This window comes from Streptomyces griseoflavus (assembly GCF_014649995.1).
Classification (GTDB): domain Bacteria; phylum Actinomycetota; class Actinomycetes; order Streptomycetales; family Streptomycetaceae; genus Streptomyces; species Streptomyces griseoflavus.
This window is the reverse complement of the sequence record NZ_BMUC01000013.1, coordinates 89,619-106,032: the sequence shown is the minus strand read 5'-3', so window position 1 is coordinate 106,032 and position 16,414 is coordinate 89,619. Positions and strand designations below refer to the sequence as shown.

The 16,414-nt window shown below is 70.2% G+C and carries 10 protein-coding genes; 7 read left to right on the top strand and 3 right to left on the bottom strand.

The window, feature by feature from the left end; all coding sequences use genetic code 11:
• Window positions 1-2,004, bottom strand: a 2,004-nt coding sequence (locus tag IE172_RS25100) for an MMPL family transporter (RefSeq protein ID WP_229886358.1), incomplete at its 3' end; no start/stop codon positions are given.
• A gap of 26 nt (window positions 2,005-2,030) precedes the next feature.
• On the bottom strand, window positions 2,031-2,579 hold the full coding sequence (locus IE172_RS25095) for a TetR/AcrR family transcriptional regulator (protein WP_190099566.1): 549 nt from the start codon (window positions 2,577-2,579) through the stop codon (window positions 2,031-2,033).
• Window positions 2,580-3,199: 620 nt separating this feature from the next.
• On the opposite strand from IE172_RS25095, the gene IE172_RS25090 reads away from it, so the two are divergent.
• The 7 genes from IE172_RS25090 to IE172_RS25060 all read left to right on the top strand — a co-directional run bounded on the left by IE172_RS25090 (window position 3,200) and on the right by IE172_RS25060 (window position 13,948).
• A complete protein-coding gene (locus IE172_RS25090) occupies window positions 3,200-3,679 on the top strand; it encodes a hypothetical protein (RefSeq protein ID WP_190099565.1) in 480 nt (159 codons plus the stop codon).
• Window positions 3,680-3,684: 5 nt separating this feature from the next.
• A complete protein-coding gene (locus tag IE172_RS25085) occupies window positions 3,685-6,213 on the top strand; it encodes a tetratricopeptide repeat protein (protein ID WP_190099564.1) in 2,529 nt (842 codons plus the stop codon).
• Between the two features lie 434 nt (window positions 6,214-6,647).
• Window positions 6,648-9,203, top strand: a complete 2,556-nt coding sequence (locus IE172_RS25080; RefSeq protein ID WP_190099563.1) for a hypothetical protein — start codon at window positions 6,648-6,650, stop codon at window positions 9,201-9,203.
• 3 nt (window positions 9,204-9,206) lie between these two features.
• Entirely contained in the window at window positions 9,207-10,466 is a 1,260-nt protein-coding gene (locus tag IE172_RS25075) for a BUD32 family EKC/KEOPS complex subunit (RefSeq protein ID WP_190099562.1), read from the top strand.
• 1,135 nt (window positions 10,467-11,601) lie between these two features.
• Window positions 11,602-12,417: a vWA domain-containing protein gene (locus IE172_RS25070; protein ID WP_190099561.1), complete on the top strand. Its 816-nt coding sequence runs from the start codon at window positions 11,602-11,604 to the stop codon at window positions 12,415-12,417.
• Entirely contained in the window at window positions 12,414-13,271 is an 858-nt protein-coding gene (locus IE172_RS25065) for a protein phosphatase 2C domain-containing protein (RefSeq protein ID WP_190099560.1), read from the top strand. The genes IE172_RS25070 and IE172_RS25065 overlap by 4 nt, the downstream gene beginning before the upstream one ends.
• A gap of 188 nt (window positions 13,272-13,459) precedes the next feature.
• On the top strand, window positions 13,460-13,948 hold the full coding sequence (locus IE172_RS25060; RefSeq protein ID WP_190099559.1) for a GNAT family N-acetyltransferase: 489 nt from the start codon (window positions 13,460-13,462) through the stop codon (window positions 13,946-13,948).
• Window positions 13,949-14,296: 348 nt separating this feature from the next.
• On the opposite strand, the gene IE172_RS25055 is transcribed toward IE172_RS25060, so the two are convergent.
• Window positions 14,297-15,982 (bottom strand): ribonuclease J, encoded by a 1,686-nt coding sequence (locus tag IE172_RS25055; protein ID WP_190099558.1) that lies wholly within the window; start codon window positions 15,980-15,982, stop codon window positions 14,297-14,299.
• Window positions 15,983-16,414: the final 432 nt, after the last annotated feature.

Below are 16,414 nucleotides of genomic sequence, written 5' to 3'. Positions count from 1 at the left end.
GACGAAGGCGTCGATGACCACGCCGACGGCGAGGGCGAACCCGATGGATTTGATGATCGGGTCGTCCATGAGGACGAAGCCCGCGAACACGGACGTCATGATGAGCGCGGCGGCCGTGACGACGCGGGCGTTGTGGCCCATGCCGCTGACCATGGCCGCCTGCGGGTCGGCTCCGTGGACGAAGTCCTCGCGCATCCGGGAGACGAGGAAGACCTCGTAGTCCATCGCGAGGCCGAACAGGATGCCGATGAGCAGGATGGGCAGGAAGCTGACCAGCGGGCCGGGGGTGTCGACGCCCACCAGGCCGGCGAGGTGGCCCTGCTGGAAGATGGCGACGGTGATGCCGAAGGTGGCGCCCACGGTGAGCAGGAAGCCCAGGGCCGCCTTCAGCGGTACCAGGATCGACCGGAAAACCAGCATGAGCAGCAGGATGGACAGGCCCACCACCAGGAGCAGATACACCGGCAGGGCGTCGGCGAGCTTCTCCGAGACGTCGATGCCCAGGGCGGTCGCGCCGGTGAGGGCGATGTCGGCGCCCTCGATGCCCGCGACCCGGTCACGGATGTCGTGGACGGCGTCCTCGGTGGCGACGGCGGTCGGGCCGGCCTCGGGGATGACGGCCAGCAGGGCGGTGGTGCCCTGTTCGTTCAGCTGCGGCGGGGCCACGGTGAGGATGCCGTCGGTGTCCTTGATGAGGGCGGTGGCCTTCTCGGCGGCCGCACCGGTGGACTGCGCGTCCTTGCCGTTGACGACGGCGATGAGACGGCCGTTGAAGCCCTCGCCGAAGCCTTCGGACGTCAGGTCGTACGCCTGGCGTGCGGGGGATCCCTCGGCGGCGGTGCCCGCGTCCGGCAGGGCTATGCGCATGTCCTGGGCCGGGAGGGTGAGCGCGCCCAGCCCGAGGATGCCGACGACCAGGAGCGGGATGCGCAGCTTGGTGACGAGCCGGCCCCAGGTGAAGCCGAAGCTCTCCGTGGTGGCTGCGTCCTTGGTGGTGTGCCCGTCCGTCTGGCGCTGCTTGCGCGGCATGATCTTCTTGCCGGCGAAGGAGAGGAAGGCCGGCAGCAGGGTGAGGGCGACCAGTACGGCGACGGCGACGGTGCCCGCCGCGGCCAGGCCCATCACGCTCAGGAAGGGGATGCCGACGACGGAGAGGCCGGCCAGGGCGATGACGACGGTGGCGCCGGCGAAGACGACGGCGGAGCCGGCGGTGCCGGTAGCGCGGCCGGCGGCCTCGTCGGGCTGGAGGCCCTCGGCGAGGTACTGGCGGTAGCGGGAGGTGATGAAGAGCGAGTAGTCGATGCCGACGGCCAGGCCCAGCATCAGCGCCAGGATGGGAGCGGTGGAGGTCAGTTCGATGACACTGGTCAGGGAGAAGAGACCGGCCATGCCGACCGCGACGCCGATCAGCGCGTTCAGCAGGGTCATGCCGGCGGCGACCAGCGAACCGAAGGTGATGACCAGGACGACCGCGGCGACCAGGACGCCGAGGGCCTCGGTGGAGCCGACCTCCACCTCACCGCCCATGACTTCGCCGCCGTGTTCGACCCGCAGGTCCTCGACGTCGGCGCCGACGGCCTCGTAGGCCGACTTCTGCTTGTCGGTGACCTCGTCGGCGGCCTTGTCGAACTGCACCTGGATCAGGGCGTAGCGGCCGTCCTGGGAGACGGCGCCGGTCTTGAATGGGTCCATGGCGGCGGTGACGCCGTCGATCCGGGAGGCTTCCTTCACCACGGGTGCCACCGCGGCGGGGTCCAGTTTCTCGCCCTCGGGTGCGGCGACGACGATGGTGCCGGTGGCTCCGCCGGCCTGCGGGAACTGCCGGTCGAGGTCGTCCAGGGCTCGCTGGGACTCGGTGCCCGGCATGGAGAACTTGTCGCTGGTCGGGCCCATCAGGGTGGCGGCTCCGACACCCAGCAGGGTGAGCAGGAGCAGCCAGACCGCGGCTATTCGGCCTCTTCTGCGGAAGGAGAACCGCCCGAGCCGGTACAGCAAGGTCGCCATGGAGGAGGGGTCTTTCCGTGAGGGGGTCAACTGGGGGTGTGGTCGAGCGTGCGCAGCGCACTGCGGATCATTTCGGTGCGCAGCACCTCGTCCGGTGCCACCTCGTCGTCGGTGGCACCGGTGATGAAGACGGCACCCAGCGCCATCCAGGCCGCCACTCGGGCCGGTGGGTGCTGCGAGCGGCCGGCCAGTGCGTCCAGCAGCCCGTCCGCCAATTCCATGACGTTGAGGTCCTGGTGGCAGGACATCTCGGTGATGTCCTCGAACAGGAGCCGGATCTCGCGGCGGAACCGCAGTGTCAGGTCGACGTACCCGACGACGGTCTCCTCCACCAGCCGGTCGCCCTTCAGCCCGGCCACGCGGTCGAGCAGCGCGGCGAGCGCGTCCTGGGCCGGGACCAGCAGCTCGGTGAGGAGCTTTTCCTTACCGGCGAAGTGGTAGAGGAGCGATGCTTTCGAGCAGCCCGCGTCGGAGGCGATGTCCTGCAACGAGGTGCCGCGGAAGCCGTGCACGGCGAAGAGTCGCAGTGCCGACTCCAGGATCTGGCCGCGCATGGCGGAGGCGGAGCGTGCCATTCCTCCACCATAACTGTCCGATCGGTCAGTCCTGACCGATCGGACAGCGCGTGGTCGTGGCGTGCGTCACTTTTCCGTCCGGATGCACCCGGAGCGCACCCGGACGGGATCGCCGGCTCGCGCATAAGGGCCGGCGAATTGACTTCAATGAAAAAACAGTTGCGGCACTTCGGGCTGCGCTGCCCTGTACGCCAACCCTCCTCCAGCGCCTGGTGTGCCGCTGCTGTCTTCTCCGAGGGGATGACCATTCCACCGCAGGGTTCAGCTTGCCCTCGACCACATGACGGGCGAGGTCGCCGAAGTGCGCCGACGTGTGGTTGCCGCTGAAGAAGCGCACCCGCCCGGTGCCGTGGACCGTGCCGGCGGCGAGAAACCGGGTGACGCAGTCGGACGTTTCCGGTGGACGGTGACCGTGACCGTGCGCCCGCCGCATCGGTGGACCCGGTCCGCATGTGTGCACAGCCGGTCGCCCCTTGCGTGCGTGAACCGTGGCTACGCGAGGAGGGACGGTCGCCGGGGCGCTATGAGGCAGACGCCTGGCGACGGGTGGGAACTACCGCCTACTTCCCGGTCGTCGTTCCTGGTAATAACCTCATTACGGAAGGTGAAGGTGGTGCGGAGTGGACCCGGTATCGGTAGGACTGCTGGCGGCGTTGGCCGGCGGGGCCGGCGGGGAGCTCGGGCGGCAGACCTGGGCGGGGTTATCGGCTCTGGTGCGGCGCCCGTTCCGTCGCGATGCCGGTGAAGAGGCACCGTCGGTCAGTTCCGGCGAGGCGGAGTTGAGGCGGCTGGAGGAGGATCCGACCGACCAGCAGCAAGCGCAGGCGCTGAGCACCGCACTCGCGGTGCGGGCCGCGCTGGATACGGACTTCCGTACCGGCCTCGCAGCGTGGCAGGAACAGGCCGAGCTGGTGAGCACCGGCGAGGGCACGGTGCACAACACCATCAGCGGCGGTACCCAGCACGGGCCGGTGCTGCAGGGACGGAACTTCTCCGGCCTGTCCTTCGCCACCCCGCCCTCTGTGCCTCCCTCACCTGCCGCACAGCCGACGGCCGATGCCGACAACGGCGACAGCACCTCCCCACCAGTGCGGGGTTGACTGTCATGCGGCAGACAGAGGCAGCCCAAGAGGGCGCAGCGGAAGACCGGGTCAGCAACACGATCGGCGGCGGTATTTTCTTCCACGCGGTCATCCAGGGCCGGGACATCACCGTGCAGCTGCCGCCGCAGATCACCCCTGCACTGTCCGGCCTGCCCGCCCCTTCTGCCGCCTTCACCGGCCGCGATCAGGACGTCGACCGGCTGCTGAAAGACCTGGCCCCAGTCGGAAGCGGCGCGAGCGCCGGGCAGGCAGTACGGGTGACCGCAGTGTCCGGTCTGGCCGGCATCGGCAAGACCGAACTGGCCGTCCAGACCGCTGCCCGGGCCCGCAAGAAGCAGGGCTGGTTCCCCGGCGGGGTGCTCTTCACCGACCTGTCCGGCTACGACCCCGAGCGCCGCTTGTCTCCCGAGCGGGCACTGGAAGGCCTGCTGCGCGCACTGGGCGTGCCCGGCGATCACATACCCAACGGTTTGCAGGACCGGCAGCGGCTGTACCGCAGCGTGCTGGCCGCCTACGCCGAACACCAGCAGCGGATCCTGGTGGTTGTCGACAACGCCTTCACCAGCGAGCAGGTTCGCCCGCTGCTGCCCACCGACGGTGTGACCGCCGCCCTTGTCACCTCCCGTCACACCCTCGACGGACTGGACGCCCGCCTCCACGACCTCGACGTCCTTGAGGAGTCCGCCTCCGTCGCCCTGCTCGACCAGGCGCTGCGCCAGGCCCGTGGAGAGGGTGACACCCGCCTCGCCAACGATCCGGAATCGGCGAAAACGATCGCCGGTCTGTGTGAGGGCCTGCCGCTGGCCCTGCGTATCGCCGTGGCCCTCCTGGCTGCCGCCCCTGCCCGCCCCGCGGCCTCCCTGGCCACAGCCCTTCAGGCCGAGCACACCCGCTTGGACAAGCTGAGCCGCCCCGACCGGGCCGTACGGGCCGCCTTCGACCTGTCCTACCGACTCCTCGACAGTGATCACGCCCGGCTGTTCCGACTGCTGCCCCTCAACGGCGGCCCCGATCTGTCCACCGAAGCCGCCGCCCACCTTGCCGGCACCGACACCGACAGGGCCGAGGAGTTGCTGCAACACCTGGCCGACGCACATCTTGTCGAGCCCGGGCAGGTCTGGGGCCGCTGGCGGATGCACGACCTGGTCCGGCTCTTCGCGGACGAGGCCGGCCACGCCCGCGCCACGGACGACGGCCGGGACGCAGCGGTGGCGCGCCTGCTCGACCACTACCTCGCTACCGCTCAGGCCGCCAACATCCACCTGCAGACAACGCCGGGCTTGCCCCTCCCGGGCGACTTCACCGACCGCGATCAGGCACTGCAGTGGCTGGAGGCCGAGGAGAGCAACCTCATCGCCGCCGCCACTGCCGCCCCAGCACACCACGCCGCCGCGACAGGACTCCCACTGGCTCTTGGCACGTTCTTCGACGTGCGCCGCCACATCAACGACTGGATCAACCTGAGTACCGCCGCTGTCGCCGTCAGTCGTGAGGCCGGAGACCGTCACAACGAGAGAGCAGCGCTCGACAGTCTAGGAAATGCCCTCGTCCGTGCAGGCAGGTTCGAGGAAGCTGTCGACATCTTCACTGAGGTTCTCGATCTCTGCCGTGAGGGCGGAGACCGCCACGCGGAAGCCATGACGTTGACCAATCTCGGACAGGCTCTGGCACTGCTGGAAAGGATCGTGGAGGCCGTCAACGTCCTCACCGAAGCTGCCGCTCTTTTCGGGAAGCTGGGGGACAGCCTGGGCGGAGCCAGGGTGCTGGGGATCTTGGGGCCCATCCAGATCAAGCTGGGCGGATCCGAGCAGGCCGTGGGCTACTTGACCAAGATCGTCGCTCACTGGAGGAAAGTAGGTGACCGCCACGCAGAAAGCGTGATGCTGGACACGCTCGGACTGGCCCTGGTCGGCGCGAGCAAGTTCGAGGAGGGAGTCAAGGCTCACACTGATGCCGCTGCCCTCTTCCGTGAATTCGGTGACCCCCACGGGGAAGCTCATGCGCTGAACAACCTCGGTGCCGCATTGATTCAGATGCGTCAATGGGACGAGGCCGCCGACGCTGTTCTGGGCGCTGCTCGCCTCTCCAAGGAGATCGGATACCCTCAGTGCGAGGCGATGGCGTGGGCCAACTGGGGGCAACTCTTGCTTCAGAAGCGAAGCTTCGACAAGGCCGTCACTCCGCTCACCACTGCTGTCAGCCTCTTCCGGGAAACCGGCGACCGCCACAATGCGGCCTCTGCTCTGAATCTTCTCGGCCAGGCCCTCGCCGAACAGGGCAGATTCGACGAGGCTGCTGATGTCGGTGCCCAGGACGCGTCGCTTTGCCGGGAGCTGGGCGACCGCCATGGCGAAGGCATCGCATGGAAGAATGTCGGGCTCAGTCTGTGCCAGGTACACAGATTCGGCGAGGCCGTTGAGGCTCTTTCCACCGCTGCTGCCATCTTTCGAGAGACCGGCGACCGGCGCCGCGAAGCCGAAGTGCGACACCGAGCAGCACTGGCCCGCGCCTCAAGCGGGCGACCCAACTGACGGCCGTCCCCAGCCATAGTCCTTGTCCGCGTGACTGGCCTCGCCAGCCTTGAGGGCAGGCACATCCCGGCAAGCGCTGTCCCGCAAGTACGGCCGTGCTGTGACTGAGGCCGGCTCGATGGACACGCGAGTGCGCGATTCCCCCATCGACCCGTTCCGGTCCCAGCTCTGTCGTGCGGACGGCGAAACTGGGCATACCCCACGCACGGTAGGTCTCGAACAGGCTTGACCAGGAGCGTGACGGCTGGTGGGGGCCATGGCCCGGCGGCTATAGGGACTGGTGTACGGAGAATCGTTCCGCTATATCGCTGTGATTATCTTTCGCACCATCAGTAACCGTTGCTCTGATATGGCGATTACGTGAAGGTCTGCAGGGCTATATTCAGGCCACGTCCGGATGATCCCGCCATCCGGCTATTCCAAGGGGGGAAGGCGTGGACCGGTCACGTCTGGAGGCGTCCATCAGCCGTGCTCTGGCCAACCGGGCGGCGAACCGCCCCCTGGTCGCGGAGGTCGACCGGCACTGGGCATCGTTCCGGGGCCGATTCGCCGAACTGGTCGACGCGGTGGACCGGTTGATCGCAGAGTCGGCGGCGTCAGCGGCGCTGAGCGGCGATCCCGACCACGCGCTGGCAGCCGTGGAGGCATGGCGCCGCCCCGCGGCGGACGGTGGACCCGACCGGCTCGACCGGCTGGCGTCTCGGATCCGGCAGACCGAGGGGCACCTCGGTGCCGTGCGCTCCCGGGTCGACCGCGACACGGTCAACGTCGGTGTCGTGGGGCGGACGAAGGCGGGCAAGAGCACCGTCCTACGGGCCGTGAGCGGCCTGGACGGCACGGTCCTCCCCTCGCACGGGAACAACCCGACGACGGCTTCCCGCAGTTGGATCCACCACCGGCCCAACCGGGCGGAGGCACTGGTCACACTGCGGACGTGGGACGAGTTCGTGGACCAGTACCTCGCGCCGCTCCATGGAGCGGCGCAACTGCCGGCAGGTCCACCCAGGGATCCGGCTTCCTTCCGCGATCATCCCTATCCACAGGTGGGCAACGGCGGAGCGCCGTCCGACGAATACAGCGCGGTGGCGCTGCCCTACCTCAGGAAGCTGCGCCAGGCGCAGGCCTCCCTCGACGACTACCTGCACCTGCTGACCAGGGGCGGCGGCCGGGGCGATACGGGCGAGCAGATCGTCGTACGCCTCGAGGAGCTGGCGCCGTACATCAGTTATCCGGACGGCGTGGGGGAGGAGGGCGGCATGCCGAGGCTTTATCACGCGGTGCGGGACATCCACGTATACTGCGACTTCCCGCATGTGGAGACCACCGCGATGGTCCTGGTGGACCTCCCGGGCGCCGGCGAGGCCGGGCTCGACGTCCAGCAGCACTTCCTGCGCGATCTCACTCATGAAGTGGACTTCCTCCTTCATGTGAAGAGGGCCGCATCCAACACCGCCTTCTTCGGGCAGGAGGACTTCGCCGACCTTCATCTCGCCCAACTCGCTCTGGGGGATGTGCCGTTCTCGGATTTCGCGATGGTGGTCGTCAACCCCGACGTCACCCTGTCGCCCGACGCGGCGCGCAATGTGCTGGACTCCGCCCGCGAGGCGGCCCGCAACTACCAGGTGCGCACGGTGGAGTGCCCGTTGGGCGGTGCCTCCGAAACCGCGGACCACGCCGTGCGCGAGTTGCTGCTGCCCGTGCTCCTCGGCCACCTCGCGGACCGGCTCGCCGAGATGGACCGCGCGATGCTCGACGGACTGCGACGCCGCATCTCCGCGGTGACGCGCGAGGCACTGGTCTTCGCCGGGGAGGTGGCCTCGGCCGCCGAGCGGTGGCAGCAGGGGGTGCCGGACGAGGCCGACCGGTTGCAGACCCTGGCAGAGGAACTCTGCGACGAGCTCGCCGACGAACTCGCCGTCGTGTACGAGGAGTACGACGGCATGGTCTCCCGCAACGAGCACATACCGCAGATCGAGGCGGCGGTCGGCGAGGCCGCCGAGCGGGTCCGAGCGTGGGTGCGCGACGGATTCGACTTCTCCGACGAGGCCGCCTGGCGCGCCAGGACGAAGACCGCGATGTACTGGCGCAGTGGCGCGATGGCGGACCGCTGGTTCAACCGCGCCCGCACGAAACTCACCGAGGAGTTCGGCGGAGTGGATGCCTCCGTCGACCGGGCCGTCGCCCTGCTGTGGCAGCGGATGGCCGACTCCCTGCGGGGACGGCTCACCGACGGTGTCGTCCCCACGGGCGACCGGCCGCTGGAGGCGCTGCTGCGGCGGGTGGAACGCCTCCCGGCACCGATTCTGAGGAAGGCCCTGGAGGACTTCACCGGGCTGCGCACGGACTACGGCAGTCTGTTCCTGCGCGTCGGCAGCCCCGTCGTCCAGCAGGTCCGTCATGTCGCCGGGCAGGTGTCCCCGGCGGTCGCCCCGCGAGAACCAGCCGGGGACGGGAAGTCCGCGCAGGAGGACGAACAGCCGCCGCCGGGCAGCCGCGCGAGCTGGTTCCAGCCGCTCGCCGCCGGCCGGCCGGGGCAGAAGCAGCCCTCTCCGGCATCGGCGGGTGCGCCCGCGGAACCGGGTGCGTCCGTGCAGACCGCGCCCGCGGGGAGCTATGCGGCAGGGGCCGTGGAAGGCATGGAACAGCTCCACCGCGAACTGGTCGGCACCGTGGAGGGCGCGGTGAGCGAACTGGAGCGGAAGCTCCACACCGAGGCCCTGGCCATGGTCCGCGTGCTGGCCGCCGCCGCGTACCAGTTCTTCGCCGCCACCACAGGCACGCCCGGGGTGGAACGCGAATGGCGACGTGTGTGCCGTGCCGATCAACGGGCCATCTGGCCCGGTGAGTTCGACGGCGCGGAGGCCGCGCTGTCGGAGTCGGTGAGTCTGTTGCTGAAGCGGGCCGACGAGGTCAAGACCGGCGGGGCCGACTTGGCGGCGGCCGTCGGCGGGCCGCAGCACGGCGGCAAGCCCGGCCCCGGGCAGGGCTGATCCTTGGCCAAGGCCCCCACTACGTGGCCGGACACGGCGGCCTTCGACAAGGCGGTGCAACTGGGCGCCTTCCCTCCCCACGGCAGACTCAAGGGAGCCCTCGTGGAGAAGCGCGGCGGTCTGATGCGCCGGATGGAGGGGGCCAACGCCGTCGCCTACGTGCTCGATTCGCCTCGCGGCGCAGCCGTCCTGCGTTGCTTCAAGAACAAGCCCACCCCCACGGTGCACCGGCGCTACGAGGCCCTGGAGAAGTGGGCCGCCCGCGCCGACGCCGCCCGGTCGCCGGTTCTCGCCGACGCGGTATGGGCCGAGGAGGCGGTGCACATCGACGGCCGTTGGTGGCCCGCGGTCGTCATGGAGCACGTCGCGGGCGAAAGCCTGCGTGCCCACCTCGCATCGCGGTTGGGACACACGGAGGAACTGAACCTTCTGGCCGGCGGCTGGCGGAGGGTGCTCGGCCGGCTGGACCGCGATGAGGTGGCGCACGGCGACCTCCAGCACGACAACATCCGGATCGCGAACGGGGGCCGGATGCGTCTGATCGACCTTGACGCTGTATGGACGGCGGAGCTGTCGGCAGAGCCGCCGCAGGAGTTCGGGCACCCCCACTTCCAGCACCCCGAACGGCTGAGGACGGGCCGCTGGGACCGCGCCGTCGACCACTTCTCGGGCCTTGTCATCCATCTGTCCATCCTCGCCTTGGCCGTCGACCCGGGTCTGTGGGACGACTTCCACAACGAGGACAACCTCCTCTTCACGGCGACGGACTTCGAACATCCCATGGCCACTCGCCTGTGGTTCCGGCTGGCCGCCAGCCGCAGCGTGACCGTCAGGAGGCTGACCGCTCTGCTGGACGGTGCCTGCCGCGGCTCGATGAGCCAGGTGCCCCCGCCCCGCGCACTCGACGATCCGGAGCAGCAGCCCGGACGCAGCCGCACGCCGCACGGTTCCTCGCCCGTACCGAGGTTTCCTGCCGCGCCGGTCACCCCCGCCCCGGCACAGACACCGGCTGTCCTGATTCCGCCCGTAGCCACTGAGCCGTCGAGCGCCCTCGCTGCCGCCTCCGAGTCGCCGTCGCCACCGACGGTCGCGGATCGGCCGCTCGTCCCCGCACTGGGAGCGCCCCCGCCGGTCCCGGCGTACGCGTCGGGGGCATCGTTGCCGTCGGCGCGCGGTCCCGGGACCGGGCGAAAGATCCTCATCGGTGCCGCGGCGGCGCTGCTCCTGCTGCTCATCGCCCTGGTGCTCGGAGCGGCGCTGTGACCGGGGCGCGGGGCCGTGCTCCCGCCGGGTCGCGCTCCGTCGAAGCCGTGGTGCTGCTGTTGGCCCTGACGGCCGCTCTCCTGGCCGCCGTACTCGCAGGAGGAGGAAGCAGGCCGGCGCCGGAGCGGACCTTGGTGGTCCAACTGCCGCAGGAGGCGCGGGCGACGGACCTCGCCGGTATCTCCGGGAAGGCACGCCAGGCAGGGGCGCGCCTGGTGGTTCTCCTCCCTCCGCAGCAGTCGTCACCCCCTCCTCGCATCCCCCTCCGGCAGGGATGGACGCCCGATGCGGCGCTTTCCCGCGGCATCGCCGCCATGCAGCCGCCCGCCCTCGTCGCCCTGTCCCCTACGGCCGACCTCGGCGCCGTGGCAGCGCTACAGCCCAGGTCGGTGGAGGTGGTCGGCGAGGGCGGAGCGGTCCTGCGTGCCGCCGACGTGCCGGAGCGGACGGAAGACACGCCCCCACTGCGCGTCGTGGGTCTGCTCGCACTCGGCCTGCTCGCGGTACCCACCGCCAGATCACTCCTGCGGCACGCGAACCGATCAGCCCCCGCCCGGCCGTCGCAGGAGGCGCTGACCCGTGAGCGGCCACGGCCGGACGGAGGCCGGCCATCTCCCTCGATGGCGGAAGAAGATCCGACCTCGTCGCCCGAACGGCCGTCAAGCCCACCGTGCGGTGGGCCTACGACACCGCTGCCGACCTACCGACCGAGCGGCGGGCGTACGTCGCCGACGGGCCGGCCCGTCGGCGACCCGGCGCCGCCGTCGACGGAGCCACCGGGAACTGCGAACACAGCTCCGTTCACGGCAAACCCGCAGGGCACCGCACAGAGGGCGCCTGGCTCGGCGGCCCCGACCCCCGACAGGTCCACGGCGGCGAAGCCGGCCCCGCCCCCGCCCCCAGTCTTCGACATCCGTGCCTTCGAGGCCACGCTGACCAGCCCCGAGACCGGCCCTCAGTGCCCGAGATGCGGCTCCTTCGATCTGGCCAGGACTCCCCGGCCCGCCCCGGGGAGCGAGGGGGCCTGCGGAAGGTGCGCCCACCGCTGGAACCTCGACGCACGGTGCCGACAACCCCGACTCCTGCTCGAACCGGACTACTTCGCCCCTGAACTCGGGGGAGAGGGAGACGACACATGAACCACACGATCCGCGTCGACCGCAACCATCCGGCGTGCTTCATCCTCTTGCTCGACCAGTCGTACTCCATGTCCGCCCCCATGGTCGGTGCCGCGGGCCTGTCCAAGGCCCAGGCCCTGGCCGACACCACCAACCGGCTTCTGATGCAACTCGTCCAGCGGTGCGTGCTGGACGAGCAGGGGCCGCGGCACTACTTCGACATCGCCCTCATCGGCTACTCGGACCGCATCACCCGACTGCTGAAGAGCGGCGACGGATTCGGCAACCCGCTGGTCTCCTCACCGCAGTTGGCGGATTCCTTCGTGCGGATCCACGAGGAGCCGGACGGCCAGTCGTGGCCCGTCTGGGTGGAACCGCTCGCCGACGGGCAGACCATGATGTGCGCCGCGCTGGACCTCGCGTACGACTTCGCCGCGGGCTGGGTCGCCTCGCACCAGGACTCCCCGGCCCCGGTCGTCATCAACATCACCGACGGCGAGGCGACGGACGGCACCCTGGACGATCTCGCGGAGCGTGTCGCCAGGCTGGTGGGACTGAGCACCGTGGACGGGCCGCTCATCATGTTCAACGTGGCCGTCGCCGCGCGCGCTGCCGAACCCGTCCTCTTCCCGAACGATGCGGCCGGGCTTGCGGACCCCTACACGGCCGGACTGTTCCACACGTCCTCGGTGCTGCCGACGCGCATGCTGGAGTACGTCAGGACCGAGGCCGACCGGCACGGCCTGCCGCGCCCCGGGGCGGGCGCACGAGGCTTCGTGTGCAACGCCGATCTGGCCGGTGTCGTCCGGGCGCTGAACGTGGGGACGCTGTGAACGCTGCCGGGCCGAGCCGTCGTACGGACCTGAACGCGTCCACCGCATTCCCCCTGGACGTCCATGTGTACCGGGTTCCGTCGGTGCTGGAGCGTCCTCAGGAATGGCGTGACGCGGCAGCCGTCCAGGGCGATCGCACGGCCTTCGCCCTGAGCGACGGCGCCAGCTCCGCCTACCGGGCGGGCCCGTGGAGCCGGCTGCTGGCCGAGAGGTACCTCACCGAAGCCCCCGATCACTCCGCAGGGTCGCTGACGGCCTGGGCCGAACGCTGCCGCGACCTGTGGAGCGCGCTGGAGGAGCAGCGGAAGAAGGGACGCGCCCAGGCCGCGGCGGCCCGGCCCGACGAGGGGCCGGCCGCGCACCACCGCCACCGGGACTTCTGGCTGCACGACGCCGAGGCCAGGAGCGTCGCGGCGGCGACGTTCCTGGGGATGAGAGTCCACCGGGCGCCCGAGGGGTGGAGCTTCGAGGCCGTCGCCGTCGGGGACAGCTGCCTGCTCCATGTACGAGAGAACTCCCTGTGGCACGCCTTTCCCCTCGATGACGCCAGGCAGTTCGGTTCTCATCCCGATCTCCTGACCGCCGGCGCTCCGCTCCTCGTCGACCGGGTCCGCCACTGCCGGGAGCAACTGCACGAACACGACATGGTCCTGCTGGTCTCGGATGCCCTGGCCGAGGTCCTGCTGGCCCGGGGCGGCCGCGAGGCCGGAGCGGACGCGGCACGATGGTGGCGGGTCGTACGACGCCTGGACGAGACGGCTTTTCTGCGCTTCGTGACGGGGCTGCGGGCCGCCCGGATGATCGAGACGGACGACACCACGATGATCAGGATCCGGCCGCGGGCAACCGGCTGATTCGGGGCCGCCGGGCGCCCGGAGGGCTCGCGCTGGGCCGTCGTCGCGCCCTGGGCCCGCCCGCACCACCCGATGCTCGATCATCCCGAGGGCAACGTCCGGACAGCCGCACGGGCGGCGGTGCGCACTCCGCCCAGCCGGCCGCCCTGCCGCGCGAAGGCACTCCCCGGTGCGACATACTGCCCCCGATGAGACCACGCACTTCCCTGATCAGCCAGCCGATCACGATACGGAGGGCCGTCGCGCGGGACGCCAAACGGCTCACGCGGCTCGTGCGCGGCTCAGGCGCCTATCAGGGGAAGTACGCAGCCGCAGTCGCGGGCTACCGGGTCGGTCCTGATTACATCGAAACCCACCGCGTCTTCGTGGCCGTCGGCGCCGACGAGCACGAAGGCCGGGTCCTCGGGTTCTACTCGCTCGTCCTCGCTCCACCCGAGCTCGACCTGCTGTTCGTCGCCGACGACGTGCAGGGCCGGGGCATTGGACGGCTACTCGTCGCGCACATGCAGTCCGAGGCCCGTGCCGCCGGCATCGACCGCCTCCGGGTGGTGTCGCACCTTCCCGCCGAGGATTTCTACCACCGAGTCGGTGCGGTGCGGACCGGAACCGCGTTCGCGAACCCGCCCGCCGTGCCGTGGGACCGTCCCGAATTCGAGTTTCGCATTCCGTCGGGATGACGCGGTGTGCCGGTTGACGAGGCACCGGCTCCGCCCGCATGACGGCCGGCTTGCAGGAGCCGCCGGCCGCCGCGCGCCCCGTGTGTGCCACCGCCTCTGCCCTGGCGTGGACGGCCACGGTCGTCGGCGGCGTGTCGATCGGCCGACAGGCCGGCCCGAGCTGCGCCAGGGCGCCGAGGTGGTCGTCGCCACCCCAGGACGCGGCGTCCCCGACCTGCCGGCCGCCCACGGCGAGGCGATCCGTCTCGCCGAACCCGGCGGCTTGGTCACCGACCGGTCCGGCCGTGCCCCGGCCTCGATGCTCGTGGGCCGCGACCGGAACCGTGGACCGTGCCGCCGGGCTGCGGCTCAGGCGTCGATGATGACGGGGATGATGAGGGGCTTGCGGCGATGGGTGCGGAACGCCCAGTTCGCCACGGCGCGGGCGAGGAGCTGTTCGAGTTGGCGCGCGTCCCCGACGCCCTCCTCGGCCGCGGTGGCCAGGGTCTTCTCGATGACGGGGACGACCGGCTCGAAGGTGGCGTCGTCGTGGACGAAGCCGCGGGCCAGGAAGTCCGGGGGCTCGGCCAGTGCGCCGGTGTCCGCGTCGACGATCGCCACCACCGTGACCACGCCTTCGGCGGCGAGGGTGAGACGGTCCTTGAGGGACGCCTCGGTGGCGCCGCCGACTTCCATGCCGTCCACGTACACGTTGCCGGCGGGGACCTTGCCGGTGATGGACGCGCGCCCGTCGACCAGGTCGACGACGACACCGTCCTCGGCGATGACGACGCGATCGGGGTCGACGCCGGTACGGATGGCGAGGTCGCCGTTGGCCCGCAGGTGGCGCCATTCGCCGTGCACGGGCATGACGTTGCGGGGGCGGACGATGTTGTAGCAGTAGACGAGTTCCCCGGCGCTGGCGTGCCCGGAGACGTGCACCTTGGCGTTGCCCTTGTGGACCACATGGGCGCCCCACCGGGTGAGTCCGTTGATCACCCGGTAGATGGCGTTCTCGTTGCCGGGGATCAGGGAACTGGCGAGCAGGACGGTGTCGCCCTTGCCGATGCGGATCTGGTGGTCGCGGTTGGCCATTCGTGACAGCGCGGCCATCGGTTCGCCCTGGGAGCCGGTGCACACCAGAGTGATCTTGTGGTCCGGGAGCTTCTCCAGCTCCTTCGTGCTCACGACCAGACCGGAGGGGACCTTCAGATAGCCCAGGTCACGCGCGATGCCCATGTTGCGGACCATCGACCGGCCGACGAAGGCGACCTTGCGGCCGTGCTGGTGGGCGGCGTCCAGGACCTGCTGGATGCGGTGTACGTGGCTGGCGAAGCTGGAGACGATGACCCGTCGCGGCGCGGTGCGCATCACCTGCTCGATCGCCGGGTTCAGCTCCCGCTCGGAGGTGGTGAAGCCGGGCACCTCGGCGTTGGTGGAATCGGTGAGGAACAGGTCCACGCCCTCCTCGCCGAGGCGGGCGAAGGCGCGCAGATCGGTGATGCGGTCGTCGAGAGGGAACTGGTCCATCTTGAAGTCGCCGGTGTGCAGCACCATCCCGGCCCGGGTGCGGATCGCGACCGCGAGGCTGTCCGGGATGGAGTGGTTGACCGCCACGAACTCGCAGTCGAACGGGCCGAAGCCGCGACGGTCGCCCTCCCGCACCCGCACCGAGCGCGGACGGATGCCGTGTTCCTTGAGCTTGGCCTCCAGGAACGCCAGCGTCAGCTTGGAGCCGACGACCGGGATGTCCCTCCGCTCGCGCAGCAGATAGGGCACACCGCCGATGTGGTCCTCGTGTCCGTGGGTGAGGACCACGGCCACGACATCGTCCAGGCGGTCCCGGATCGAGGTGAAGTCCGGAAGGATCACGTCCACGCCGGGCTGCGTCTCCTCGGGGAACAGCACCCCGCAGTCGACGATCAGCAGCTTGCCCGCGTGCTCGAAGACGGTCATGTTGCGGCCGATCTCACCCAGGCCGCCCAGGGCGACTACCCGCAACCCTCCTTCGGGAAGAGGCGGTGCGGTTTTCAGTTCGGGGTGCGGATGGCTCATACCCTGACGGTACCCGGAGAGTGGGAGGAGTGATCCATTGCCTGTACGTTCTCCTTTCCCGACGGAGCGTGACGCCCGCAGGGGGGCGCCCCGGCGCGACCGGCTCACGTCGGCGGCAGGAACGGGCAGGGGGCGGCGGCACCACCTGCCGTGGCCGAAGGGCTTGCCGGTCCGGCTCGGCTGGGCTTCGGTCAGGGATCCCGGTAGACGGTCGTGAAGGCCGTCGTCCGGGCCGGCGATCTCGCCGTCGAAACGGCCCGGGATGCCGATCCGGACGGAGTGGCGCGACGGTGGGAATCTCTGCCGCGCGGTTTCGCGGCCTGTACCGCCCGGTCCACGTTCCGGGCGGTAGGCGATACGGCTCGCCATGCCAGGCTGAGAGGTCAGTGGCCTGCTTGGTAAGGCCGCGAAAAGGATCTCTCGGGAAGGCAG

Excerpts from the sequence above, each read along its gene's own strand:
- IE172_RS25070 (WP_190099561.1), top strand. The coding sequence starts at position 11,602 with ATGAACCACACGATCCGCGTCGACCGCAACCATCCGGCGTGCTTCATC.
- IE172_RS25055 (WP_190099558.1), bottom strand. The coding sequence starts at position 15,982 with ATGAGCCATCCGCACCCCGAACTGAAAACCGCACCGCCTCTTCCCGAA.
- IE172_RS25095 (WP_190099566.1), bottom strand. The coding sequence starts at position 2,579 with ATGGCACGCTCCGCCTCCGCCATGCGCGGCCAGATCCTGGAGTCGGCA.
- IE172_RS25060 (WP_190099559.1), top strand. The coding sequence starts at position 13,460 with ATGAGACCACGCACTTCCCTGATCAGCCAGCCGATCACGATACGGAGG.
- IE172_RS25085 (WP_190099564.1), top strand. The coding sequence starts at position 3,685 with ATGCGGCAGACAGAGGCAGCCCAAGAGGGCGCAGCGGAAGACCGGGTC.